This is a genomic window from Lentzea sp. NPDC060358 (genome assembly GCF_042725365.1).
Taxonomy (GTDB): Bacteria; Actinomycetota; Actinomycetes; order Mycobacteriales; family Pseudonocardiaceae; genus Lentzea.
On record NZ_JBHXCW010000049.1, the window covers coordinates 1 to 22,220 of the forward strand.

General features: G+C 73.2%; 21 protein-coding genes and 1 pseudogene. 4 read left to right on the top strand and 18 right to left on the bottom strand.

What is annotated here, in order from left to right; all coding sequences use genetic code 11:
- Nucleotides 1-82 precede the first annotated feature (82 nt).
- The 8 genes from rfaE2 to ACFWGZ_RS13530 form a co-directional block, all read right to left on the bottom strand.
- Nucleotides 83-1,357: a D-glycero-beta-D-manno-heptose 1-phosphate adenylyltransferase gene (gene rfaE2 / locus ACFWGZ_RS13495; RefSeq protein WP_382451779.1), complete on the bottom strand. Its 1,275-nt coding sequence runs from the start codon at nucleotides 1,355-1,357 to the stop codon at nucleotides 83-85.
- Entirely contained in the window at nucleotides 1,354-1,929 is a 576-nt protein-coding gene (locus ACFWGZ_RS13500) for an SIS domain-containing protein (RefSeq protein WP_382451780.1), read from the bottom strand. Before ACFWGZ_RS13500 ends, rfaE2 begins: the two co-directional genes overlap by 4 nt.
- On the bottom strand, nucleotides 1,926-3,128 hold the full coding sequence (locus ACFWGZ_RS13505; protein WP_382451781.1) for a glycosyltransferase: 1,203 nt from the start codon (nucleotides 3,126-3,128) through the stop codon (nucleotides 1,926-1,928). Before ACFWGZ_RS13505 ends, ACFWGZ_RS13500 begins: the two co-directional genes overlap by 4 nt.
- Complete coding sequence (locus ACFWGZ_RS13510; protein ID WP_382451782.1) at nucleotides 3,125-3,985, bottom strand: glycosyltransferase; 861 nt, start codon at nucleotides 3,983-3,985, stop codon at nucleotides 3,125-3,127. The genes ACFWGZ_RS13505 and ACFWGZ_RS13510 overlap by 4 nt, the downstream gene beginning before the upstream one ends.
- Nucleotides 3,982-4,965: a glycosyltransferase family 9 protein gene (locus ACFWGZ_RS13515; RefSeq protein WP_382451783.1), complete on the bottom strand. Its 984-nt coding sequence runs from the start codon at nucleotides 4,963-4,965 to the stop codon at nucleotides 3,982-3,984. Before ACFWGZ_RS13515 ends, ACFWGZ_RS13510 begins: the two co-directional genes overlap by 4 nt.
- Nucleotides 4,962-5,477 (bottom strand): D-glycero-alpha-D-manno-heptose-1,7-bisphosphate 7-phosphatase, encoded by a 516-nt coding sequence (locus ACFWGZ_RS13520; RefSeq protein ID WP_382451784.1) that lies wholly within the window; start codon nucleotides 5,475-5,477, stop codon nucleotides 4,962-4,964. Before ACFWGZ_RS13520 ends, ACFWGZ_RS13515 begins: the two co-directional genes overlap by 4 nt.
- A 63-nt stretch (nucleotides 5,478-5,540) precedes the next feature.
- Nucleotides 5,541-6,533 (bottom strand): NAD-dependent epimerase/dehydratase family protein, encoded by a 993-nt coding sequence (locus ACFWGZ_RS13525; protein WP_382451785.1) that lies wholly within the window; start codon nucleotides 6,531-6,533, stop codon nucleotides 5,541-5,543.
- On the bottom strand, nucleotides 6,530-6,925 hold the full coding sequence (locus ACFWGZ_RS13530; protein WP_382451786.1) for a ChaB family protein: 396 nt from the start codon (nucleotides 6,923-6,925) through the stop codon (nucleotides 6,530-6,532). The genes ACFWGZ_RS13525 and ACFWGZ_RS13530 overlap by 4 nt, the downstream gene beginning before the upstream one ends.
- A gap of 47 nt (nucleotides 6,926-6,972) precedes the next feature.
- On the opposite strand from ACFWGZ_RS13530, the gene ACFWGZ_RS13535 reads away from it, so the two are divergent.
- Entirely contained in the window at nucleotides 6,973-8,325 is a 1,353-nt protein-coding gene (locus ACFWGZ_RS13535; RefSeq protein WP_382451787.1) for an aldehyde dehydrogenase family protein, read from the top strand.
- Here ACFWGZ_RS13535 and ACFWGZ_RS13540 read toward each other — a convergent pair.
- The 8 genes and pseudogenes from ACFWGZ_RS13540 to ACFWGZ_RS13575 all read right to left on the bottom strand — a co-directional run bounded on the left by ACFWGZ_RS13540 (nucleotide 8,309) and on the right by ACFWGZ_RS13575 (nucleotide 14,894).
- Nucleotides 8,309-9,523 (bottom strand): UDP-glucose dehydrogenase family protein, encoded by a 1,215-nt coding sequence (locus ACFWGZ_RS13540; RefSeq protein WP_382451788.1) that lies wholly within the window; start codon nucleotides 9,521-9,523, stop codon nucleotides 8,309-8,311. The two genes, ACFWGZ_RS13535 and ACFWGZ_RS13540, sit on opposite strands and share 17 nt — an antisense overlap.
- Nucleotides 9,484-10,356, bottom strand: coding sequence for a glycosyltransferase family 9 protein (locus tag ACFWGZ_RS13545; protein WP_382451789.1), 873 nt, complete (start codon nucleotides 10,354-10,356; stop codon nucleotides 9,484-9,486). Before ACFWGZ_RS13545 ends, ACFWGZ_RS13540 begins: the two co-directional genes overlap by 40 nt.
- The gene (locus ACFWGZ_RS13550) at nucleotides 10,353-11,252 is read right to left on the bottom strand and encodes a glycosyltransferase family 2 protein (protein WP_382451790.1); all 900 of its coding nucleotides are present in this window, start codon (nucleotides 11,250-11,252) and stop codon (nucleotides 10,353-10,355) included. Before ACFWGZ_RS13550 ends, ACFWGZ_RS13545 begins: the two co-directional genes overlap by 4 nt.
- Complete coding sequence (locus ACFWGZ_RS13555) at nucleotides 11,249-12,844, bottom strand: carbamoyltransferase (RefSeq protein WP_382451791.1); 1,596 nt, start codon at nucleotides 12,842-12,844, stop codon at nucleotides 11,249-11,251. The genes ACFWGZ_RS13550 and ACFWGZ_RS13555 overlap by 4 nt, the downstream gene beginning before the upstream one ends.
- Before the next feature lie 9 nt (nucleotides 12,845-12,853).
- Nucleotides 12,854-13,372, bottom strand: a complete 519-nt coding sequence (locus ACFWGZ_RS13560) for an NAD-dependent epimerase/dehydratase family protein (protein WP_382451792.1) — start codon at nucleotides 13,370-13,372, stop codon at nucleotides 12,854-12,856.
- A 22-nt stretch (nucleotides 13,373-13,394) separates the two neighbouring features.
- Complete coding sequence (locus ACFWGZ_RS13565) at nucleotides 13,395-13,556, bottom strand: NAD-dependent epimerase/dehydratase family protein (RefSeq protein WP_382451793.1); 162 nt, start codon at nucleotides 13,554-13,556, stop codon at nucleotides 13,395-13,397.
- A gap of 53 nt (nucleotides 13,557-13,609) precedes the next feature.
- Nucleotides 13,610-13,744, bottom strand: a pseudogene (locus ACFWGZ_RS13570) (SDR family NAD-dependent epimerase/dehydratase); the annotation flags it as partial.
- 16 nt (nucleotides 13,745-13,760) lie between these two features.
- Nucleotides 13,761-14,894, bottom strand: a complete 1,134-nt coding sequence (locus ACFWGZ_RS13575) for a zinc-dependent alcohol dehydrogenase (RefSeq protein WP_382451794.1) — start codon at nucleotides 14,892-14,894, stop codon at nucleotides 13,761-13,763.
- Between the two features lie 152 nt (nucleotides 14,895-15,046).
- Here ACFWGZ_RS13575 and ACFWGZ_RS13580 point away from each other — a divergent pair, with 152 nt between their 5' ends.
- Genes ACFWGZ_RS13580 through ACFWGZ_RS13590 form a run of 3 tightly spaced genes read left to right on the top strand, consistent with a single transcriptional unit; the run spans nucleotide 15,047 to nucleotide 19,214 of the window.
- Nucleotides 15,047-17,302, top strand: coding sequence for a molybdopterin oxidoreductase family protein (locus ACFWGZ_RS13580; RefSeq protein ID WP_382451795.1), 2,256 nt, complete (start codon nucleotides 15,047-15,049; stop codon nucleotides 17,300-17,302).
- 1 nt (nucleotide 17,303) lies between these two features.
- Entirely contained in the window at nucleotides 17,304-17,717 is a 414-nt protein-coding gene (locus ACFWGZ_RS13585; RefSeq protein ID WP_382451796.1) for a hypothetical protein, read from the top strand.
- Nucleotides 17,718-17,720: 3 nt separating this feature from the next.
- The gene (locus ACFWGZ_RS13590; protein WP_382451797.1) at nucleotides 17,721-19,214 is read left to right on the top strand and encodes an MFS transporter; all 1,494 of its coding nucleotides are present in this window, start codon (nucleotides 17,721-17,723) and stop codon (nucleotides 19,212-19,214) included.
- On the opposite strand, the gene ACFWGZ_RS13595 is transcribed toward ACFWGZ_RS13590, so the two are convergent.
- Nucleotides 19,197-21,434, bottom strand: a complete 2,238-nt coding sequence (locus ACFWGZ_RS13595; RefSeq protein ID WP_382451798.1) for a GH92 family glycosyl hydrolase — start codon at nucleotides 21,432-21,434, stop codon at nucleotides 19,197-19,199. The two genes, ACFWGZ_RS13590 and ACFWGZ_RS13595, sit on opposite strands and share 18 nt — an antisense overlap.
- Nucleotides 21,435-21,455: 21 nt before the next feature.
- Complete coding sequence (locus ACFWGZ_RS13600) at nucleotides 21,456-22,064, bottom strand: hypothetical protein (RefSeq protein ID WP_382451799.1); 609 nt, start codon at nucleotides 22,062-22,064, stop codon at nucleotides 21,456-21,458.
- Nucleotides 22,065-22,220: the final 156 nt, after the last annotated feature.

Genomic DNA, 22,220 nt, shown 5'->3' on the forward strand with positions numbered 1-22,220 from the left:
GTGCCGCCCGCTGTGCGGACCGCCTCCGCCACCGCGGCGCCCAGGCCGCCCGCTCCTCCGGTCACCAGCACGTTGCCCTGCATCAGGCCCTCCTCGACAGGATCTCGGTCGTCGAATGTCCCCGGTGGTACGGCACGACGACGGTGCGTCCGCCCCAGCGCCGCACGACCTCGGTCTCCGGCAGCAGTTCCGCGGTGTAGTCGCCGCCCTTCACCCACACGTCGGGACGCAGCCGGCCCAGCACGGCCGACGGCGTGTCCTCGCCGAACACGACCACGTCGTCCACGGACTCGAGCGCGCGCAGCACCTCAACCCGCTCGTCCTGGTGGTTGACCGGGCGGCCCCCGCCCTTGAGCCGCCGCACCGACTGGTCGGAGTTGAGGCACACCACCAGGCAGTCGCCCAGGGCGCGCGCCGCCGCCAGCATCCGGACGTGGCCGGGGTGCAGGACGTCGAAGCACCCGCCGGTGGCCACCACGGTTCCGCCGCGCCGGCGCACTTCCTCCACAGTGGACGGCACCGGGGCGCGCAGCCCGGAGATGCCGCCGCCGCGGAGGAACTCGCCCGCGGACGCGACCGCTCCCGAGATCGCCTCGTCGTACGCGGCGCCACCGGCCAGCAGCACGGCCGCGGCGACGGCGAACCGGTCCCCCGCCCCGCACGGGTCGGCCGCCGGCACGGGTGCCGCGGGCACGGCGACCGGCGTCCCCCCGCTGTGGAGCACCGCGCCGCCGCTGCCGAGCGTCACCACCACGGCGCGTGCCCGCCACCGCTCCCGCAGCACGCGGGCGGCCTCGTCCGGATCGTCCGTGCCGCCGAACGCCGTGGCCTCCGGCAGGTTCGGCGTCACCAGCCGGGCACCCGGCACCGGGGCCGGTCCGCGCGGGTGCGGGTCCCAGACCACCGGGACGCGGGTGAGCACCCGCCGCAGCCGGTCGTCGCGCAGCAGCCCGCGGCCGTAGTCCGACGCCAGCACGAAGTCCGCGGACAGCACCGCGTCCAGCATGTCGTCGGTGACGCGCGGCCGCCCGGAGCCACCGCGGTCCAGGCGTGCCAACGACGTCCCGCCGCACCGCAACCGCGTCTTCACCGGGACGGAGTCGACGTGCCCGAACATCGCGGGCACCTCCACCAGCGACCGCAGCCGCTCCCCCGTCTCGTCGGCGGACAGGGCGCTGACCAGCGTCACGTCCACTCCGTCGCGCGCGGCCATCGCCGCCGCGAGCGCGGCCCCGCCCGGACGGGGGTGTTCGGCGGTCACGTCGAGCACGGGCGCCGGTGCGTCCGGGCAGAGCCGGGAGACGGTGCCCTCGACGTCGACGTCGAGCAGCGAGTCCCCCACCACGACCAGTTTCACGACGCCCTCCGGCGGGCCACCGGCAGCGCGGCCTCGAACGCCTCGCACAACGCGTGCACGGCCACGAGCTGCGCCTCCTGCACGTTGCACGCCTCGCCGGGCAGCGCCAGCACGTCGTCGGCCAGCGCGGCCAGCGGGTTCGGCAGCGGCCCGGTCAGCGCCCACACCACCGCACCGGTGGCACGTGCGGCGTGTGCGGCCTCCAGCAGGTTCGGGCTGCTGCCGCTCGTCGAGAGCAGCACCACCACGTCGCCGGAGCGGGCGTGCGCCGTCACCTGGCGGGCGAAGACCTGGTCGTAGCCGTAGTCGTTGGCGATGGCCGTGACGCTCGAGGTCTCCGCGCACAACGCCAGCGCGGAGAACGGCGCGCGGTCGTGCCGGTAGCGGCCCACGAGCTCGGCGGTGAGGTGCTGGGCCTCGGCGGCCGACCCGCCGTTGCCCGCCGCGAGCAGCCGGCCGCCGCCGAGCAGCAGGCGCGCGAGGGCCGTTCCCCACCGCCGCACGCGCGGGGCTTGGGCGCGCAGGCCGGACAACGTGGTCGTCAAGCCGTCGAGATGGCTTTCGACGGTCATCGCGCCACCGCCAGGCCGTCGTTCGCGCACACCCGGTCGTAGACGCGCTCCGTCCGGGACGCCACCGCGTCCCAGGTGTAGCGGGCCTCGACGCGATCCCGTCCGGCGAGGCCGAAGGCCGTACCGCGCGAGCGGTCCGCGAGAACCGCGCGCAGCGCGCGTCCGAGGGCACGCGGGTCACGCGGCGGGGTCAGCACACCGGTGACGCCGTGGACCACGGTGTCGGTCAGGCCGCCCACGGCGGACGCCACCACCGGCACACCGCAGGCCATCGCCTCCAGCGGCACGATGCCGAACGGTTCGTACCACGGCACGCACGCCACGACATCGGCCGAGCGCAGCAGTGCGGGCATGTCCGCGCGGTCGACCTGTCCGATCAGGTGCACGCGGTCCGCCACCCCGTGCGCCCGCGCGCAGTCGCGGAGCCGGCGCGCCTCGGGGTCGTCGTCCAGGTCCCGCGAACCGCCCGCGATCACCAGCTCGGCGCCCGCCACCTGCGGCAGTGCGGCGACCAGGTCGTCGAAACCCTTGCGCGGCACCAGCCTGCCGACCGACACGATCCGCTGCGGCGCGGTGCGGTGCGCCACGGGACCGGTGGTGGTGAAAGCCGTGGTATCCACGCCGCACGGCACGACGGAGGTCTTCGACCGCCACAGGCCCAGGGCGGTCAGCTCGCGCACCTCGTCCTCGCACGTGGCGGCGATGGCGGCGGCTTCCCGTCCCACCAAGCGTTCCACCGCGATCCGCTCGGGCGGGCTGGTGTCCCCCGCGCCCTGGTGGCGGCGCTTGACGGTGCCCAGCGCGTGGTAGGTGTGCACGACGGGGACGCCCGAGCCGCGCGTGGCGAGCACGGAGGCGAGACCGGACATCCAGAAGTGGCTGTGCACGACGTCGGGTGCCGCGCCGGACTTCCAGTCCTGCCGCAGGAAGCGGGCGAACTCGGTCATGTGCGGGAGGAGGTCGTCCTTGGGCACCGCGCGGGCCGGTCCGGCCGGCACGTGCACGACCTCGTAGCCGTCGCGGGTGCGGACGCGGCGCGGCAGCCCGCGGGCGTCGCGCCTGGTGTGGACCGTCACCTCGTGCCCGCGCCGCACCAGGGCCGCCGCCAGTGCCGCGACGTGCACGTTCTGCCCACCCGCGTCGGCACCTCCCAGAGCCGCGAGCGGACTGGCGTGCTCCGACACCATCGCGATCCTCATCCGATCACCTCCTCCAGCAGCACGTCCCAGTTGCGCAGGAACGCGTCGAGTCCGTAGTGGGCCAGCGCGAACTCGCGGGCCCGTCGTCCCCGCCCGGCGGCGAGCGCCGGGTCGGCGACCAGCTCGCGGGTGGCACGTGCCAGCTCGTCCACGTCGGTCGAGATGGCACCGGTCTCCGGCGGCACGGCCCGGATCGCCTCCGTGCTCGCGAGGGCGACGACGGGCATGCCGATGTGCATGGCCTCGAGCAGCGAGAGCCCGAGCGAGGTCCAGCGCGGGGTGTGCACGTAGACCCGGCGGCGGGCCAGTTCCGCGTGCAGCGCAGGCAGGTCGTGGTCCCCCAGACCGCCGATCTCCCCTGTGTTCATGCCGAACACGTCGATCGGGGCGAACCGCGGCAGCAGGTCCGTGCCGACGATCCGGCCGCGCCGCACCGGGTCGTTGATCACCGCGGCGGCGCGCGGGAGCTCGCCGGTGTAGAGCGGACCGGGGTCCACGACGCCGTGTTCGACGACGACGGTCCTGGTGCTGCCGCAGTCCCACATCAGGTCGTTGAAGTGCGTGACGTGGACGAGGGTTCCGTCCCAGTCCGCCAGGGGGTGCTGCTGGGCCGGGGCGCCCGGCGTGTTGTGCTCCAGGTACACGCGCGGAACACCCGCCGGGATCTGCGACAGCTCCTCCAGCCGCTGCACCACGACGACGTCGGCGTCCACATCGGACGAGGAGACCTCGGTGGCGCGCCAGGGTCTTCCGGCGAGCCCGATGCCGAGCGGTGGACCGGGAACGAGGTACTCGTGCCGGCCCTGGACGAACGAGTGCGTCCACGAACCGTGCACGTGCCACAGCAGGATCCTCACGCCGTCACCTCCGCCACGGCCGTCACGACGTCCGCGGGCTCGACCAGGTCGAGGCACGGGTGGCCCGGTACCGGGCAGTCGCGCGCCCTGGTTCCGCGGCAGGGCGCGTTCTGGTCGCCCAGCAGCACGTGCCGGCCGTGCGGCGCCCAGCGGGCGGCCGGCACGACCGGGGCGAACAGCGAGACGACCGGCGTCCCGACCGCGGCCGCGAGGTGCGCCGGCCCGGTGTTGCCGACGACGACGGCGTCCGCGCCGGCCAGGACGCCGCTCAGCTCGCGGAAGGTGGTGCGCCCGCCCAGGTCGGTTCCGCACGCTCCCGCGACGTGGCCGGTCAGCGCGGTCTCCGCCGGGCCTCCGGTCACGACGACGCGGGCCCCGGCCGCGGTCAGCGCGACCACGGCCTTCGCCCAGCGGTCGGGCGACCAGGTGCGGGCGGGCGCCGACGCACCGGGGTGGACGACCACGTACGGGCGGTCCAGGCCGGTCTCGGGAGGGTCGGTGACGGCGAGCCCGCCGTCGTCGCCCTCCGGCAGCGCGAAGCCCGCTGCGCGCGCGACTCCCAGCGCCCGCAGGGATTCCGGGATGTCGGGGTCGTCGGTGAGCCGGACGTCGAGCAGCGATCCGGGGTAGTCGGCCGATCGCGCCACGATCTCCGGCACGCCCGCGAGCCGCAGCACCAGCGCCAGCGGCAACGGGCTCTGGTGGAACGACGTCAGGACCAGCGCCACGTCGGCGCGGATGCCGTGCACCAGCGCGATGACGGCCTCGACGTCGACCGGCCGCACGGCCGGCGCGGGGTGGACCACCCACGGGCACTCCCACTCCACGATCCGCGCAACTCCCGGCAGCAGTTCCGCCGCGTGCACGCCGTTCGGTCCGCACAGGACCACGACCTCGCCGGACGCCGCCGCGGCACGTACCGCCGGTCCGGCCAGCAGCACGTCGCCGTCGCTGTCGAGCCGGGCGACGAGCGTCCTCACCGGAGCGTCCTGATCGCGCTCAGCAGGTCGCGTGCGGTGCGCGGGGCCCGTTCGACCTCGTCCGCCCTGGTCACCGGCGTGGGCACCAGGACGGGCACGGCCCCCGCGGCCCGCGCCGCCTCGACGTCCGCGCCGATGTCGCCCACCAGCACCGTGCGCGCCGGGCTGACGTTCAGGGCCGCGCACGCCGCGAGCACCATGCCGGGCGCGGGTTTGCGGCACGCGCAGCCGGCCTCGGGGCTGTGCGGGCAGATCTGCCACGTGCCGAACCGGCCGAGCAGCTCCTCCACCCGTGCGTTCACCAGCGCGACCTGGGTCGCGGTGACGAGCCCTCGCCCGATGCCCGACTGGTTGCTGATCACGCCCGTGCGCAGTCCGCGGGCCCGCAGGGTGTCCAGCGCTTCCCGCGCGCCGGGCATCGGGGTGACGCGAGCCGGATCTCCGTTGTACGGCACGTCCTCGATGAGAGTGCCGTCGCGGTCGAACAGCACCGCGTCGAAAAGCTCGTCCATAGAGGAGAGTTAGCCTGGAAAAACGCCTTGAAACGCCACTCGCCGCAGCGGTTGCGGGGCGGGTTACAGCTTGGGGCTGCCGGGCACGTGGTCGCCCTTCCCGATTCCCCGCAGGAGTGCCCGAAGCGCCTTTTCCGCGTCGTGCCGGGGTTTCCAGCCCAGTTCCGTCCGGGCGCGCGTCGCGTCCAGCAGCGGGGACTTGAGGGCCAGGTCCACCCATCCCGGCGGCGTGGGCTGCAACCGCAGGCGCCAGCTCACGTTCGCCGCACCGCGCACCAGCCCCGCCGGAACGGCCACGTGCCGGCCTCCCAGCGCCTGCGCCAGCGCACGCGGAGTGACGACCGGGTCGGCCACGAGGTTGACCGCGCCGGGCAGCCTGCCGCGCAGGATGCGCACCAGCGCGTCGGCCACGTCGTCGGCGTGGACGAACTGCAGCACCAGGTCGCGCGGCAGCGGCAGGACGGGGATCCGGCTCCGGAACAGCGCTTTCGGCACGAGGCCGCCGAGGAAGTAGTCGTGGATCTCCGACCCGGCGTCCGACTGCAGCACGAGTCCCGGTCGCGGCCGGGAGATGAGCAGGCGCGACTCGAACTGCGTCAGCAGGTGCTCCACGGCGGCCTTGTGCCTGCTGTAGAACGACGACGTCACGCCCCTGGTGGGCCAAGACTCGTCCACGCGGCGGTCTTTCGACCCCGGTGAGTACGCGCCGACCGAGGACATGTGCACGAGGTGCGGCACGCCCGCGTCCGCCGCGGCGCCGAAGACGCGGCCCGACCCGGCGACGTTGACGCGGTAGGTCAGGCGCTCGTCGCGGGCGGGCTGGATGAGCCAGGCGAGGTGCACCACGGCGTCGGCCTTCTCGAACGCGGCCCTGAGCGGCTCCTCCGCTCCCGCACGGCCGATGTCGATCGGCGTCCACGTCACGCCCCGGTACGGCGGCGCGTCGCCGGGTGGCCTGCGGGAGACGCCGTGCACCTCGATGTCGGGTTCGTCGGCGAGCCTGCGCAGCAGTGCCGTTCCCACGTTGCCGGTCGCGCCGGTGACGACGACCTTCACGACCGCGCCCGCGCGGTCTCGCGGTCGTTCGCCCTCTGGATGGCGTCGACGAGCTCGTCCTTGCTCATCCGCGAGCGGCCCGTCACGCCCAGGCGCTTCGCGATGTCGTAGAGGTGCTGCTTGCTCGCGTTCGCGTCGACGCCGCCGGCCGTCTGCCCGCGCGCCGGGGTGCCGCGCTCGGCCCGCGGGTCCGACGGCCCCTTCTCCTGCTTGGCCTCCCAGTGGTCGCCGACCTTCTCGAAGCCGTGCTTCAACGCGGAGTACGCGGTGCGGTGTGCCCGTTCGCCCTCCCCGTAGGTCTCGACGGCCGAGTCGTGCGCCTTGATCCACGTCCGCTGCGCCTTGCGCGGTGAGCGCGCCACCGTGCTGGGCAGCTCCTGACGACCGGGCATGGGTCCCCTCCCAGGTTTCGGCCTGCACCGGCGGGTACCCGCCCGCCATGACCGCCATGCACGCCATCGACGTCCACAGCCCGCGCGACTCGCAGCTGGTCGGCTGGCTCCCCGCCGCGACGCCCGCGGAGGTGACCGCCGCGCTGACCACCGCCCGCTCCGCTTTCCCCTCCTGGGCCTCGACTCCCGCCGCGGACCGCGGTGCCGCGCTGCGCGCCGCGGCGGCGTCGTTGCGCTCGCGGGCGAGCGATCTCGCGACGGTCGTGGAGACCGAGACGGGCCGCCCGGTCGCCTCGGCCCGCGAGGGCGTGCTGGCGGGCGTGTCGACGCTGGAGCAGTACGCGGAACTCGGTCCGGTCCACCGTGGACGGTCGCTGCTCGGCTCCGCGGTCGACTTCACGGTCCCCGAACCGCGCGGGGTGGTCGTCGCGCTGACGCCGTGGAACGACCCGGTGGCGGTGGCGTGCGGGCTCCTGGGCGCCGCCCTCGTCACGGGCAACGTCGTGGTGCACAAGCCGAGCGAACGCTGCCCGCACACCGGTCTGCTGCTCGCCACCGCCCTCGCCGGCTGTTTTCCCGCCGGGGTGCTGCAGACGCTGGTCGGTGACGGCGCGATCGGCGAGGCGCTGGTGCGGTCGGCGGAGGCCGACGTCGTGGCGCACGTCGGCAGCACCGCGACCGGCCGGGCGATCGCGGCGGTCTCGTCCGCGAAGCTGCTGCTGGAGAACGGCGGCAACGACCCGTTGGTCGTCGACGACGACGTGGACCCGCAGTGGGCGGCCGCGCAGGCGGCGCTGGGGGCGTTCACCAACGCGGGCCAGATCTGCACCTCGGTCGAACGGATCTACCTGCACGAGGCGATCGCGGCCCCGTTCCTCGCCGCGCTGTGCGAGCAGGCCCGGTCGTGGAACGAGGACCCGCAGCCGCTGGTCGACACCCGGCAGCGCGAGTTCGTGCACGGCCAGGTCGCCGAGGCCCTCGCGGCGGGAGCGTCCGCCCTGGCCGGCGGAGCGGTGCCGGACGGCCGCGGCGCGTACTACCCGGCGACGGTGCTGGCGGACTGCTCCGGCGCGATGCGGGTGATGTGCGAGGAGACGTTCGGACCGGTCGCGCCGGTGCAGGTGGTGTCGTCGTTCGACGAGGCGCTGGCGGAGGCGTGCTCCGGCGACTACGGCCTGGCGGCCACCGTGCTGACCGCGTCGATGGAGCACGCGCAGCGGGCCTGGCGGGCGCTGCCGGTCGGCACGGTCAAGGTCAACGCCGTGTTCGGCGGCGCACCGGGCGGTGCCGCCCAGCCGCGCGGCGCGTCCGGCACGGGGTTCGGCTACGGGCCCGAGCTGCTCGACGAGATGACCACGACCAAGGTCGTGCACGTGGGACTGCCTAACGGCCGGTCGTGACCAGCCGGAACCCCGCTTCGACGACCTCGTCCCGCGGCACGACGTTGCGGGTGTCGAAGAGGAACGGGGTCCTGGTGCGGGCGGCCAGGTCCGGCCAGTCGAGCTCGGCGAACTCCGGCCACTCCGTGAGCACCAGCACGGCGTCCGCGTCCTGCACCGCCTCGGCGGCGCTGCCCACGACGGCGATGCCGGGCCGGTCCCGCGTGACGCACGGGTCGTAGGCGCGCAGCACCGCGCCCTCCCGCAGGAGGATCTCCGCCACCACGAGTGCGGGCGAGTCGCGCAGGTCGTTCGTCCCGGCCTTGAAGGTCAGTCCCAGCACCGCGATCCGCGTGCCGGCGAGGTCGCCCACCTCGGCGCGCAGCCGGTCGGCGACGCGCTGCGGCTGGCGGCGGTTGGTGCTGATCGCGGCTTCGAGCGTGGCGAAGCCGAGGCCCGCCGACCGGGCCGTCGCGAGCAGCGCCAGGGTGTCCTTCGGCAGGCACGAGCCACCCCAGCCCGGTCCGGGGGCGAGGCAGGACGCGCCGATCCGGTCGTCGAGCCGCATGCCCTCGGTGACGCCGCCGACGTCGGCGCCGAACTCCTCGCACAGCTCGGCGATCGTGTTGACGTAGGACAGCTTCAGCGCGAGGAAGCAGTTGCTCGCGTACTTCACCAGCTCGGCGCTGGTGGTGTCGGTGAGGACGACCGGCGCGCCGGTCCCCGCGTACAGCCCGGCCACCTCGCGGGCCCGCCGTTCGTCCTGCGCGCCGACCACGATCCGCTGTGGCCGCAGGAAGTCCTCGACGGCACGGCCCTCGCGCAGGAACTCCGGGTTGGAGACGGCACCGGGGTACCGGGCCGCGGTGCCGACCGGGACCGTCGACTTCAGCACGACCGGTGCCGACGCCCGCGCGACCACGTCCTCGACGGCGGACAGGTCGGCCTCGCCGTCGTCCCCGGCGGGCGTCGGCACGCAGACGAAGACGTAGTCCACATCGGACAGTGCACTGCCCGGTGCGAACCGCAGCCCTCCGCCGGCCAGCCCCTCGGCGACGAGCTCGGCGAGGCCCGGCTCGTGCAGCGCGACCTCGCCCGCGGTCAGCGCCGCGATCTTGGCCTCGTCCACGTCCGCGCAGACCACGTGGTGCCCGAGGTGCGCGAAGCACGCGGCCGTCGTCAGACCGACGTAGCCCGCCCCGATGACTCCGATTCGCACAGCACGTCTCCCGTCGCGTCGAGCACTTCGTCCACGGTGATCTCCAGCAGACCCGGATCGGCTTCGGCCGCGAACGTGTCGCCGGTCCTGCCGTGCCACAGGACCCGGTGCGGGCCGCGCAACGGACCCCACCGCCGTGGTGACACGGGGCCGAACAGCAGCACCGACGGCGTCCGGTAGGCGGTGGCGACGTGGGCGACCCCGGTGTCGCCGCAGATCACCAGCCGCGCGGTCGCCACGAGGTCGAGAAGCTCGGAGAGACTGCCGCGGAACGGGTCCGGCGTGATCCGGCGGGCGAGGTCGAGCTCCCCGGGCCCCGCAGTGACCACGACGTCCGGCCCCAGCGCGCGGGCGACGGCCGCGTACCTCTCCGCCGGCCACCTGCGGGCGCCGGTGCTCGCGCCGGGGTGCAGGACGACCGCGCCGGTCCGCTCCCCCGCCGGGCGCAGCCGGAAGTCGTGGGGATCGCACCGGATTCCGTGCCGGTGCAGGAGATCGCACCACCGCAGCACCTCGTGCCGGTCCGGCACCCAGGTCCGCTCGTCGTGGGAGATCACGTGTCCCGGCGCGGTGGCCCTCAGCCGGTCCAGGCTCTGCGGCCCCCTGCCGTGCAGGTTGACCGCGAGGTCGGGCTCGACGAAGTCGATGGGCGCCAGCTCCTCCGTGGGCAGCAGCCGGTCCACGGCCTCGACGCGGTCCACCACGCCGGCCAGCCAGGCCGGTGCCGCGAGCGTGATCTCCGAGCGCGGGAACGCCGCCCGCAGACCGCGCAGGGCGGGCACCGCGGTCAGCAGGTCGCCCAGCCCGAGCGCCCGCAGCACCAGGACCCTCACCGCCGCACCCGCCGGTGCCGCAGCTCGCCGCGCAACCGGTGCCAGCACGCGGCCGGGGGGATCAGGGCGCTCGTCACGGTCATCCGCGCGACCTCGGCCGCGGTCCGCGGCCCCGGTGCGATCCGCGCGAGCGCGAACCACGCGGTCCGTCCTATCCACACCGCGGCGAGCGCACCCCCGCCGCGCCGCCACCCCACCGCCCCGCAGAGGACGGCCAGCACCCCGGCCGCCGTCGTGACCGCGTGCGCCGGCAGGCGTCCCGGCCGGCCACCGATGCGCGACCGCCAGCGCGCTCCCGCCAACCGGCGCATCAGGGCGTCGTCGGCGTTGCCGCGCTGGTCGCGCACGCTCGTCAGAAAAGTCGCGGGCTTCACCGGGTGCGTGGTGGTCCGCGCTCCGCGCACGATCCGGTACCCGTGGTCCTGCACGCGCAACGCCAGTTCGGCGTCCTCGCGGTAGGCGCGCGGGAACCGTTCGTCGAAGCCACCGGCCCGTGCCAGGGCTTCGCGCCGGTAGGCCATGTCCGCGGTGATCCAGTGCGCGGTGGCGAGACCGGCCGTGCCGCGTTCGGCGTCGGTCGGCCTGCGGTCGTCCGGCAGCGGCACGACGATCCGCGCCTGGCTCGCGCCGACGTCGGCGGGCAGGCCCTCCAGGTCCGCGGCGAGCCGCGCCTTCCAGTCGGGGGCGAGCACCACGTCGTCGTCGACGAACGCCACCCAGTCGCCGCGCGCCTCCCGCCAGCCGGTGTTGCGCGCGGCCGCCGGCCCGAGGCGGGTCTCGCGGTCGTCCACCACGATGATCTCGCACGGGTCCGGACCCTCGCCGGCGGCGAGCGCGTCGAGCAGGACGTCCAGGTTCGGGCGGCCGACGGTGGGGATCACGACCGAATAATTCATCGGCGCACCACGTACGGGCCGATGGCGAGCAGGTCGACCGGCGACGACCCGAAGCACTCCAGCGCGTCGCGCGGGGTGTCGACCATCGGCTGGCCGGCGGTGTTGAGGCTGGTGTTCACGACCACCGGCACGCCGGTGCGGGCCTCGAACTCGCGCAGCATCCGTTCCAGCAACGGGTCGTCCTCGACGGTCTGAGCGCGTGCGGTGCCGTCGACGTGCACCACGGCGGGAATCCTGTCCCTCCACTCCGGACGGACGTCGTGCACGAAGAGCATGTAGGGGCTGGGCATCGGGCCTCGGGTGAAGATGTCGGCGGCCCGGTCGGCGAGCACCATCGGCGCCACGGGCCGGAACTGCTCGCGCCCCTTCACGTCGTTGAGCCGGGTCAGGTTTTCGGCGTGGCAGGGGTTCGCGAGCAGCGAACGGCGACCGAGCGCCCGCGGGCCGTACTCGCTGCGGCCCTGGAACCACGCCACGATCTTGTTGCCGGCCAGCGCCTGCGCGACCTCCGCCGCGATGTCGGCGGGTTTCTCGAACGGCACGGCGGCCACCCGCAGCACCCGTTCGACCTCCTCGTCGGAGAAGCCGCGGCCGAGATCGGCGCCCGGCATCGGCGACACGCGGTCGGTGGTCGCGGCGAGCGCCGCTCCCAGCGCCGTGCCGGCGTCGCCCGCCGCGGGCTGGACCCAGACCTCGTCGAACGGTCCCTCGGCGAAGATCCGCGTGTTCGCGACGCAGTTCAGCGCCACACCACCGGCCAGGGTGAGCCGGGTTTCGCCGGTGCGGTCGTGCAGCCACCCCGCCAGTTCCAGCAGCACCTCCTCGAGCCGCACCTGCACGCTCGCGGCCAGCTCGGCGTGCTCGCGCCCCAGCTCCTCGCCCTTCGTGCGCTGCTTCGCGAGCGTGCTCCAGTCGAGGGGACGGATCTCGAAGCCGGCGTCGCGCACCCGCACGTGCTCGCGCATCAGGTCGAGGTGCACGGGTTCGGCGTGCGAGGCCAGCGCCATCACCTTGTACTCGTCGCTGGAGCGCAGGAAACCCAGGTGCTCGGTGAGGTCCTCGTACATCAGGCCGAGCGAGTGCGGCAGCCGTTGCGCGGCGAACGTCGTCAGCTCCTGGTCGACGTACCGGCCCGCGAGGTGGGAACCGCACTCCCCGCGCCCGTCGGCCACGAGCACGGCGCAGTTGCCGCCGAACGGCGCCGCGAGTCCGGTCGACGCGGCGTGCGCGACGTGGTGCGGCACGAACCGCACGATCCCGGGGTCGAGTCCCGGCAGCGCCGTCGACAGGAACTCGGGCGCCCGGCGCGCGTACGTGGTCCGCAGCTCCTCCCACGGCGCGTACTCGGCGTCCACCAGGGACGAGTCGTACGAGTAGGCCACGGCGTCGAGGTCCGCGGCGGTGATCCCGGCGAACTCGAGGCACCAGCGCGCGGAGAGCTCCGGCAGTTCCCACGCGGAGAACGGCACGGGCCGCTTGCCGTGCTTGCGGCGGGAGAACCGCTCCTCCTCGGCCGCCGCGACGACCTGCCCGTCGACCACCAGCGCCGCCGCCGGGTCGTGGAACACCGCGTTGATCCCGAGAACTCGCATGACGGGCGGCTACCCGGCGAAGTCCCGGGCAAACGAGCGCAGTCCGTCTTCCAGCGCGACCGCCGGCTGCCACCCGCGGCCCTCCCGCGCGAGGCCGATGCCGGGCCGCCGGCGGCGCGGGTCGTCCGGCATGGACTCGACGTGGCGGACCACCGACGAGCTCCCGGTGACCTCGATCGTCGTGCGCGCGACGTCGAGCACCGCGACCTCGGCGGGGTTGCCGAGGTCGATCGGCCCGGGGTGGTCGCTGCGGGCCATCGCGAGCAGGCCGCGGACGAGGTCGTCCACGTGGCACAGGGATCTGGTCTGCAGGCCGTCCCCGTGCACGGTCAGCGGTTCCCCGGCCAAGGCCTGGCGCACGAACGTGGGAACCATCCGGCCGTCGTGCGCGCGCATCCGCGGCCCGCAGGTGTTGAAGATCCGCACGATCCCGGTGCCGACGCCGTGCTCGGCGCGGAACGCGACGGTCATCGCCTCGCCGAACCGCTCGGCCTCGTCGTGGACGCTGCGCGGACCGATGGGGTTCACGTGCCCCAGCAGAGGACTCCCGCTACGAGTGCTCCTGCGGGTCGCCGTAGACCTCGCTCGTGGACGCGACGACCACGGGGGCTCCCTTGCGGCGGGCGAGGTCCAGCGCGTGGTACGTGCCGAACCCGCCCGTGCGCAGGGTGTCCACCGGCGTGCGCAGGTAGTCGGCCGGCGAGGCGGGCACGCCAGGTGCAGCACGAGGCCGACCGGCCCGAGCAGGTCGAGCGGCCGCGCCACGTCGGCGACCACCACTCCCGCTCCGGCCGGCACGTTCTCGCGCGAGCCGCTGCGGAACGAGTCCACGCACACGACCTGCGCGCCCTCGTTCAGCGGCGCGTCGCAGACGTGCGATCCGAGGAAGTCCGCCCCGCCGGTGACGACGACGCGCTCAGGCCACGTCGAGGACCGTCTTGAGCCAGCCGTCCTCCCGCAGGTCGAACGTCTGGTAGGCCTCGACGGCGGACGACGGCTTCTCGTGCTGGGTGATGAACTGCAGCGGGTCGACGGCGCCGGTGAGCACGAGGTCGAGCAGCCGCGGCACGTACCGGCGGTGGTTGCAGTTGCCCATGCGCAGCGTGAGGTTCTTGTTCATCGCGTCGCCGATCGGGAAGTCGGCGAACCCCGGCGGGTAGACGCCGATGATCCCGATCGAGCCCGCCTTGGCCACCAGCTCGACCGCCCAGTCCAGCGCCTGCCGCGGCGCGTCACCGGGCTTCCACTGCTCACCCGTGCGCTCGCCGGGCTGCTCGGCGTCGACACCGACGGCCTCGATGACGCGGTCGGGACCGATCCCGCCGGTCAGGTCCTTGACGACCTCCACCGGGTCTTCCTCGTTGAAGTCGACGACCTCGGCGTTCTGCGCGCGGGCCTTGTCCAGCCGGGACGCGATGCCGTCGACGACGATCACGCGGCCGGCGCCCTGCCGCTTGGCCGAGGCGATCGCGAACTGCCCGACCACCCCCGCGCCCAGCACGAGCACGGTGTCGCCGGAGCCGACCTCGGCGAGCCGCGAGCCGAACCACGCCGTCGGGAAGATGTCGGACACCAGGACGGCCTGGTCGTCGCTCACCCCGTCCGGCACCCGCACCAGTGTCGTCATGGCGTACGGGATGCGCGCGCGTTCCGCCTGCAGTCCGTTGACCGGGCCCGTCGCCTTCGGACCGCCGAAGAAGGAGGTGCCGGCGGACGCGCCGTTCGGGTTCGCGTTGTCGCATTGGGCGTAGTAACCGGCACGGCAGTACGAGCACGTGCCGCAGCCGATGGTCGATGTCACGACCACGCGGTCGCCGGGCGTGAACCCGCGCACCGCCGGACCGACCTCCTCGACGACGCCGACGGCCTCGTGGCCGAGCACCGTGCCCTCCACCATGTCCGGCATGGTGCCGCGCACCATGTGCAGGTCGGTGCCGCAGATGGCGCTGCGGGTGATGCGGATGACGGCGTCGGTAGGTTCTTGGATCTTCGGGTCCGCCACGTCATCGAGCCGGATGTCGCCCGTGCCGTGCCACACAACTGCCTTCACATCGTTCTCCTCCCGTTGCCAGAGCGGTTCCCTGGGAGGACCGACGCAAACGCGGGACTCGGTCCGGGGAATTTTCGGGACGTTGCCCACCAGACCGGACAAAGCGCCTGAGCACTGGTTTTGCCCGGCAGGCAGCGGGTACCGCCCCCCTCATGGATCGCATCGCCGACGTGTGGGGAGCACGCACTCCGCATGGTCGAGGGACGAGCTGGCCGGTCAGGGTCGACCAGCAGCTCGCGGACGGCGTCGGCGAGTCCGATGTGGACCGGTGGGTCCAGTCGGCCTGCGTGCTGTGCAGCAACGGGTGCGGCTGCGACATCGCCGTGAAGGACGGCAGGATCGTGGGCGTGCGCGGGCGCGAGGCCGACGTCGTCAACCGCGGCAGGCTCGGCCCCAAGGGCCTCTACGGCTCCTGGCAGGCGCACGGACGAGATCGCCTGACGACACCGCTGATCCGCCGCGGTGGCGCTCTGGTGGAGACCGACTGGGACACCGCGATGAGCGCCGTCGTCCAGCGGTCCCGGCAGCTGCTGGACGAGACCGGGCCGCTCTCGCACGGCTTCTACACCAGCGGGCAGCTCTTCCTGGAGGAGTACTACACCCTCGGCGTGATCGGGAAGGCCGGCATCGGCACGCCGCACATGGACGGCAACACCCGGCTCTGCACCGCGACGGCCGCCGCGGCGTTGAAGGAGACCTTCGGCGCGGACGGCCAGCCCGCCTGCCACGCGGACATCGACCTGTGCGACGCGCTCTTCCTGTTCGGGCACAACATGGCCGCGACGCAGACGGTGATGTGGGCCCGCGTCCTGGACCGGATCGCGGGCCCGGACCGGCCGCTGGTGGTCGTCGTCGACCCGCGCCGCACCCCGACCGCCGAGGTCGCGGACGTGCACCTGGCGCCGTTGCCCGGCACCAACCAGGCGCTGATGAACGGCCTGCTGCGCGCGGTGATCGAGAACGGCTGGGTCGACGACGACTACGTCTCGGCGCACACGCTCGGGTTCGACGAGCTCAAGGCCACGGTCGAGCCGTACACGCCGGAACGGGTCGCCGAGATCTGCCGCATCAGTCCCGACGGCCTCCTGCGCGCCGCCGAGGTCTTCGGCACCTCGGAGCGCGTGCTCTCGACCGTGCTGCAGGGCTTCTACCAGTCGCACCAGGCGACCGCCGCGTCGTGCCAGGTCAACAACCTGCACCTGCTGCGCGGGATGATCGGCCGGCCGGGCGGCGGCGTGCTGCAGATGAACGGCCAGCCGACCGCGCAGAACACCCGCGAGGCCGGCGCGAACGGCGACCTGCCGGGGTTCCGCAACTGGGACAACCCCGCCCACGTCGACGAGCTTGCGCGGTTGTGGAACGTCGACCCGCTGACCATTCCGCACTGGGCGCCGCCGACGCACGCGATGCAGATCTGGCGCTACGCCGAGCAGGGCTCGATCCGGTTCCTGTGGATCTCCGCGACGAACCCGGCGGTGTCGCTGCCGGAGCTGGCGCGCATCAGGCGGGTCCTGGAGCGCGAGGACCTGTTCGTGATCGCGCAGGACGCGTTCCGCACCGAGACCACCGAGCTGGCCGACGTGGTGCTGCCCGCCGCGATGTGGGGCGAGAAGCAGGGCACGTTCACGAACCTGTCGCGCGTCGTGCACCTGTCCGAGCAGGCCGTCGCACCGCCCGGTGAGGCCCGCAGCGACCTCGACATCTTCCTGGACTACGCGCGCCGCATGGGTTTCCGCGACCTCGACGGCGCTGCGCTGGTCAAGTGGGAGGACGCGGAGGGCGCGTTCGAGGCGTGGCGCGAGTGCAGCCGCGGCCGTCCGTGCGACTACACCGACCTGTCGTACGAGAAGCTGCGCGGCGGCAGCGGAATCCCGTGGGGCGGCGAGCGGCTCTACGCGGACGGCGTGTTCCCGACCGACGCCGACCGCTGCGAGGACTACGGTCACGACCTGCTGACCGGTGCGTCGACCACGCCGGCCGACTACCAGGCCCGCAGGCCGGACGGGCGGGCGTTCCTGAAGGCCGCCGAGTACACGCCCGCACCCGAGCGGACGAGCGACGAGTACCCGTTCATCGGCACCACCGGCCGCTCGGTCTACCACTTCCACACCCGCACGAAGACCAAGCGGGCGCCCGAACTGCAGAAGGCGGCGCCCGATCCGTGGATCGAGATCTCCGCTGCGGACGCCTCGAGCCTCGGCGTGGGTGAAGGGGACGTGGTGCGGGTCGAGTCGGAACGCGGCGGCGTCGAGGTCCCGGTCCGCATCGGCCGGTGCCGCGACGGGGTGGTGTTCCTGCCGTTCCACTACGGCTTCCAGGCCGCCAACGAGCTGACGCACACCGAGTGGGACCCGGTGTCGAAGCAGCCGTTGTTCAAGATCAGCGCAGTGCGGATCAGGAGCGTGTGACGTGTTGCTCGCCACCCACCTCGGACACCTCCACTCGACGCTGGAGCAGCTCGCGGCCGAGTTCCGCGCGATCGCGGACCGCCACGGCGGCGAACCGGACGTGCGGCACACGTGCGAGCTGCTCGCGACCCGCCTCGACGGGCAGGTGGCGAAGCTCGCGCCGGTCGCCGAGCGCTACGGCGGGCAGGACGGCCCCGAACCGGACCTCCTGCGCGACCTGCAGGAGCTGTACGCGCTGGCGGCGCTGGCGGACATCACGTGGACGGTCGTCGGCCAGGCCGCGCAGGGGTTGCGCGACCGGGACCTGATCGACGTCGTGAGCACGTGCGAGCAGGACACCGCGCGGCAGCTCGCGTGGCTGAAGACGCGGATCAAGCAGAGCGCCCCTCAGGCGCTCATCGCGGCGAGGGGTTGAGAGATGGCAGAAGCCGGTGTGCGCACGCTGATTCCCGCGAGGATCGACAGGCTCCCCTGGTCGCCGTTCCACACGAGGATGGTCGTGGCGCTGGGCGTCGCGTGGATCCTCGACGGCCTGGAGATCACGGTCGCCAGCGCGATCGCCGACACGCTGACCAAACCGGAGACGCTCGGCCTCTCCTCCACCGCCGTCGGCCTGCTGGCCACGGTGTACCTGCTCGGCGAGGTCGTCGGCGCCCTGTACTTCGGCCACCTCTCCGACAAGCTGGGGCGCCGCAAGCTCTTCATGCTGACGCTCGGCGTCTACCTGGTCGGGTCCGGCCTCACCGCGCTGACGCTGGGCATCGGCCCCGGCTGGCTGGTCTTCCTGTACCTCACCCGGTTCGTCGCCGGCATGGGCATCGGCGGCGAGTACGCGGCGATCAACTCCGCGATCGACGAGCTGATCCCCGCCCGCTACCGCGGCCGCGTCGACATCGCCGTCAACGGCACCTACTGGGCGGGCGCGGTGCTCGGCACGCTCGGCTCGTTCATCCTGCTCAACCAGGTGGAGCTCTCGCTCGGCTGGCGGCTCGGGTTCCTCATCGGCCCGGTGCTGGGCCTGGTGATCCTCGTCGTGCGCCGGCACCTGCCGGAGAGCCCGCGCTGGCAGATCATGCACGGCCGCAACGACGAGGCCGAGCGGACGCTCGAGGGCATCGAGGAGGAGGTCGAGAAGGAGTCCGGCGCGAAGCTCCCGGCGGTGGACGAGAAGAAGGCCATCGAGGTCAAGCCCGCCGAGGAGATCGGCTACCTGGCGCTCGCCCGGGTGCTGTTCCGCGAGTACCCGAGCCGCGCGGTCCTCGGTGCCACGCTGATGATCACGCAGTCGTTCCTCTACAACGCGATCTTCTTCACCTACACGCTGGTGCTGGGCAAGTTCTACGGCGTCTCGTCGGAGTCGACCCCGCTGTACCTGATCGCGTTCGCGGTGGGCAACCTCGTCGGGCCGTTCACGATCGGCCACCTCTTCGACACCATCGGCCGCCGCCGCATGCTGTTCCTGACCTACGCGGTCTCCGGCGGCCTGCTCGCCGTCACGGCCGTGCTGTTCTACGCCGGGGCGTTGAACGCGATCACCCAGACCGTCGCGTGGTGCGTGATCTTCTTCTTCGCCTCGGCCGGCGCCAGCGCCGCGTACCTGACGGTGAGCGAGATCTTCCCGCTGGAGGTCCGCGCGAAGGCGATCGGCGTCTTCTTCGCCATCGCGCAGTGCTTCGGCGCGCTCGGCCCGGTGATCTACGGCGCGCTGATCGGCACCGGCGAGCACCCGGTGCGGTTGTTCATCGGCTACCTGGTCGGCGCGGTCGTGATGATCGCGGGCGGGCTGGTCGCGCGGTTCCTCGCGGTGGACGCGGAGAACAAGTCGCTGGAGGACGTCGCGATGCCGCTGTCCGCGACCGCACGCGCCAGCCACACCCGTGCCGAGGGTGCGGGCTCACCCTTCAAGACGTGAGACCAGCACTCCCCCGCGGTCGACGAACGACTCCGGCAGCCACGGCTGCTCGACCTTCCGGCCGTTCCACCGCGTCTCGGTGAGGTGGACGCCCGGTGTTCCCGTGGCCAGGACCGTGATGTTCTTCTTCGTGATCCTGGCCTTCGGGAACATCGGGCTCGACAGGTGCAGCTCGGCGCTGCTGGGCGTGCGCGGGTAGAGCCCGAGCGCGGCGAAGACGTACCAGGCGGACATCGTGCCCAGGTCGTCGTTGCCCGGCAGACCCGAAGGACCGGTCTTGTAGACCAGCTTCGCCATCGCCCGCACGGTCTCCTGCGTCTTGCGCGGCCGGCCTAGCTCGTTGTAGATCCACGGTGTGTGGATGCCCGGCTCGTTCGTCGGGTCGTAGCGCAGAGCGTCACCGCCGGTCGCCCACGAGCCGTCCGGGCGGTGGAAGAAGCCGTCCAGCCTGGTGGCCGCGATCTCGTCGCCGCCCATGACCTCGGCCAGTCCGGGGATGTCGTGCGGGACCATCCACGTGTAGGTGGCGCTGCTGCCCTGCGCGAAGCCCTGGTCCGACGCGGGGTTGAACGGCGTCACCCAGGTGCCGTCGGCCTTGCGGGCCTGCTGGTGGCCGGTCTCCGGGTTGAACGTGGTGCGCCACCAGCCCGCGCGGAGCCGCATCCCGGCGTCGGGGGTGCCGAGCCTGCGGCCGAGGTCGGCGAGCGCCTGGTCCGCCACCGCGTTCTCGAGGGTCTCGGCGGCCCCGCCCCAGCAGTGACACGTGTCGTGCGGCGCGTAACCGAGGCGCAGGTACTCGGCGAGGTTCGGGCGCTGGCCCTCGCACTGGCCCGGGCAGCCCTGGTCGGAGAGGCCGTCCGGGTGCGGGACGGTGGCCTGGCGCAGCAGCGAGTTGTAGGCGGCGCGCACGTCGAAGTCGCGCGCTCCCATCGCGTACATGCCCGCGATGGCCGGTGCGGACGGGTCGCCGGTCATGACGTGCGTCGGGCCGGTGACGTGGACCCAGCGGTCCCAGACGCCGCCGTTCTCGCGGGAGATCTCCAGCAACGACTGGGCGTAGTCGCTCGCGACGTCCGGTGCCAGCAGGGCGAGCAGCTGGGTGTGCGCCCGGTACTGGTCCCAGCCGGAGAAGTTGCCGTACCGCGTCGGGCGGCCGGCGTCGGTGATCACGTTGGGCTGCAGGAAGGAGTGGTAGAGCGCGGTGTAGAAGATCGTGCGCTCGTCGGCCGTGCCGCCGTCGACCTCGACCGCCCGGAGCTGCTTCGCCCACGCCTTGCGCGCTTCCTTCGCGACCTGGTCCACGGTCGCGCGCTGCGGGATCTCGGCCGCGAGGTTGCGCCTGGCCGCGTCGAGGCTGGTGTAGGAGATGCCGATCCGCATCCGCACCGCACTGTCCGCAAAGGACACGTAGCCGCCAGAGCCCTTGCCGGCACGGGCACTTCCGGCCAGGTAGCCCTCGCCGCCACTCGCCGTCGTCGTGCCCGGCCGCAGCTCGCTGTTCACCCACGTGCCGTAGTTCGCGATCGGGCGGTCGAACGACGCCGTGAAGTGCAGGCGGTAGTAGGTCTTCTGGTTGTTCGTGCCGCCGTTCGCGCGGCGGCCGCAGAAGGCGCCGGTGAGCACCGACCCGGAGACGCTGTTCGTCGCCGGGTCGATGGTGATGTCGGCGTCCTCGCTGCCGTTGAGCGAGTTCGAGGTGCGGAACAGCAGCGATCCGTTCACGGGGAACGTGAACTCGCCGATGCCCGCGCGGGTCGACACGGACAGGTCCGCGGTGGCGCCGGACTTCAGGCCCACCCGGTAGCGGCCGGGTTCGGCGATCTCGTCGTCGTGCGAGAAGTCGCTCGCGAAGACCTGGTCCTGGGTGTCCGCCGTCGGCGACGAGGTGATGTCACCGACGAATGGCATGATCGGCACGTCGCCCGCGGCACCGGGGTGGCAGCCCGCGCCGTTGACGTGCGTGAGGCTGAACCCGCGCACCCTCGTCGCGTCGTAGGCGTACCCGTTGGCGGCGCCGGTGTTCGTCTGGTCGCCCCGCGTCGAGGTGGGGCTCCACGAGATCATCCCGAACGGCCGCACGGCGCCGGGGTAGGTGTTGCCGCCGCCCGCCGAGCCGATCAGCGGGTCGACGTACCGGGTGTCGTCTCTCACCGCCGCACTCGCGGGTGTCGCCAGCGCGGCGGTGAGGACCAGGACCAGGGTGACCGGGAGCGCTCTCACGTCCCGGACCCTAACCGGGTTTCAGTAAACGCAGGGTGGCCGGTACCCGTCGATCCGCAGACCCCGGAACTCCAGGTCGTTCGGCGTCTTCCCGACGAAGACCAGGCCACGGGCGTCGTCCAGGGCCTCGGCGAACGGGTAAGCGGGCGCACCCAGCTCCGGCAATGTCGTCCAGTTGTCAGCCCGGAAGCTGAAGAACCTCGTGACGAGCCTGCCGTGCGTGGACGGGATCTTCGTCAGCCACTTGGCGCCGCCGCTCCAGTCGGACGCGGGCCGCAGCTGGACGTAGAGGTCGTCACTCGCGCGGTAGGTCATGAAGAAGCCGCGCGAACGCGTGAGGTCCGCCTGGGCCTCGAACTGGTTGCCCAGCCAGAGGACCATGACGTGCCAGTCGTTCGCGAGGAACCTGATCTTCGCCGAGTAGTCGTGCCGGCCGCGCGGCACGAGGATGCTGCCGGTCGCGGGCTTCGTGGCACCCTCCCCGCTGGCGAGCCACTGCTGCAACCGGTCGATGGACGGGGTGTCGCACTCGCGGCCGTGCGAGGCGTCCGCGACGGCGGTGGAGCCGAACGCGAGCGACAGCGCGCACGCGATCACCGCGGCGCGGCCGAGCGTCGATTTCAAGCGCATCCGACGTACCGTAGCGGAGATTGGTATGGACCATTCCGTTGACAGATGACGTTCGGCCGCGGCCGGTGCCCTGGACAGCGGATTGTGGTCCGCGGCGGCGACGGTCACCGTGTGCGTCATGCGCCCCGCCAGATGCATCGCCTTCATCGGTGTCGT

Excerpts from the sequence above, each read along its gene's own strand:
- ACFWGZ_RS13530 (WP_382451786.1), bottom strand. The coding sequence starts at position 6,925 with ATGCCCGGTCGTCAGGAGCTGCCCAGCACGGTGGCGCGCTCACCGCGC.
- ACFWGZ_RS13535 (WP_382451787.1), top strand. The coding sequence starts at position 6,973 with ATGACCGCCATGCACGCCATCGACGTCCACAGCCCGCGCGACTCGCAG.
- ACFWGZ_RS13520 (WP_382451784.1), bottom strand. The coding sequence starts at position 5,477 with ATGGACGAGCTTTTCGACGCGGTGCTGTTCGACCGCGACGGCACTCTC.
- ACFWGZ_RS13590 (WP_382451797.1), top strand. The coding sequence starts at position 17,721 with ATGGCAGAAGCCGGTGTGCGCACGCTGATTCCCGCGAGGATCGACAGG.
- ACFWGZ_RS13550 (WP_382451790.1), bottom strand. The coding sequence starts at position 11,252 with ATGAATTATTCGGTCGTGATCCCCACCGTCGGCCGCCCGAACCTGGAC.
- ACFWGZ_RS13555 (WP_382451791.1), bottom strand. The coding sequence starts at position 12,844 with ATGCGAGTTCTCGGGATCAACGCGGTGTTCCACGACCCGGCGGCGGCG.
- ACFWGZ_RS13505 (WP_382451781.1), bottom strand. The coding sequence starts at position 3,128 with ATGAGGATCGCGATGGTGTCGGAGCACGCCAGTCCGCTCGCGGCTCTG.
- ACFWGZ_RS13500 (WP_382451780.1), bottom strand. The coding sequence starts at position 1,929 with ATGACCGTCGAAAGCCATCTCGACGGCTTGACGACCACGTTGTCCGGC.
- ACFWGZ_RS13600 (WP_382451799.1), bottom strand. The coding sequence starts at position 22,064 with ATGCGCTTGAAATCGACGCTCGGCCGCGCCGCGGTGATCGCGTGCGCG.
- ACFWGZ_RS13580 (WP_382451795.1), top strand. The coding sequence starts at position 15,047 with ATGGATCGCATCGCCGACGTGTGGGGAGCACGCACTCCGCATGGTCGA.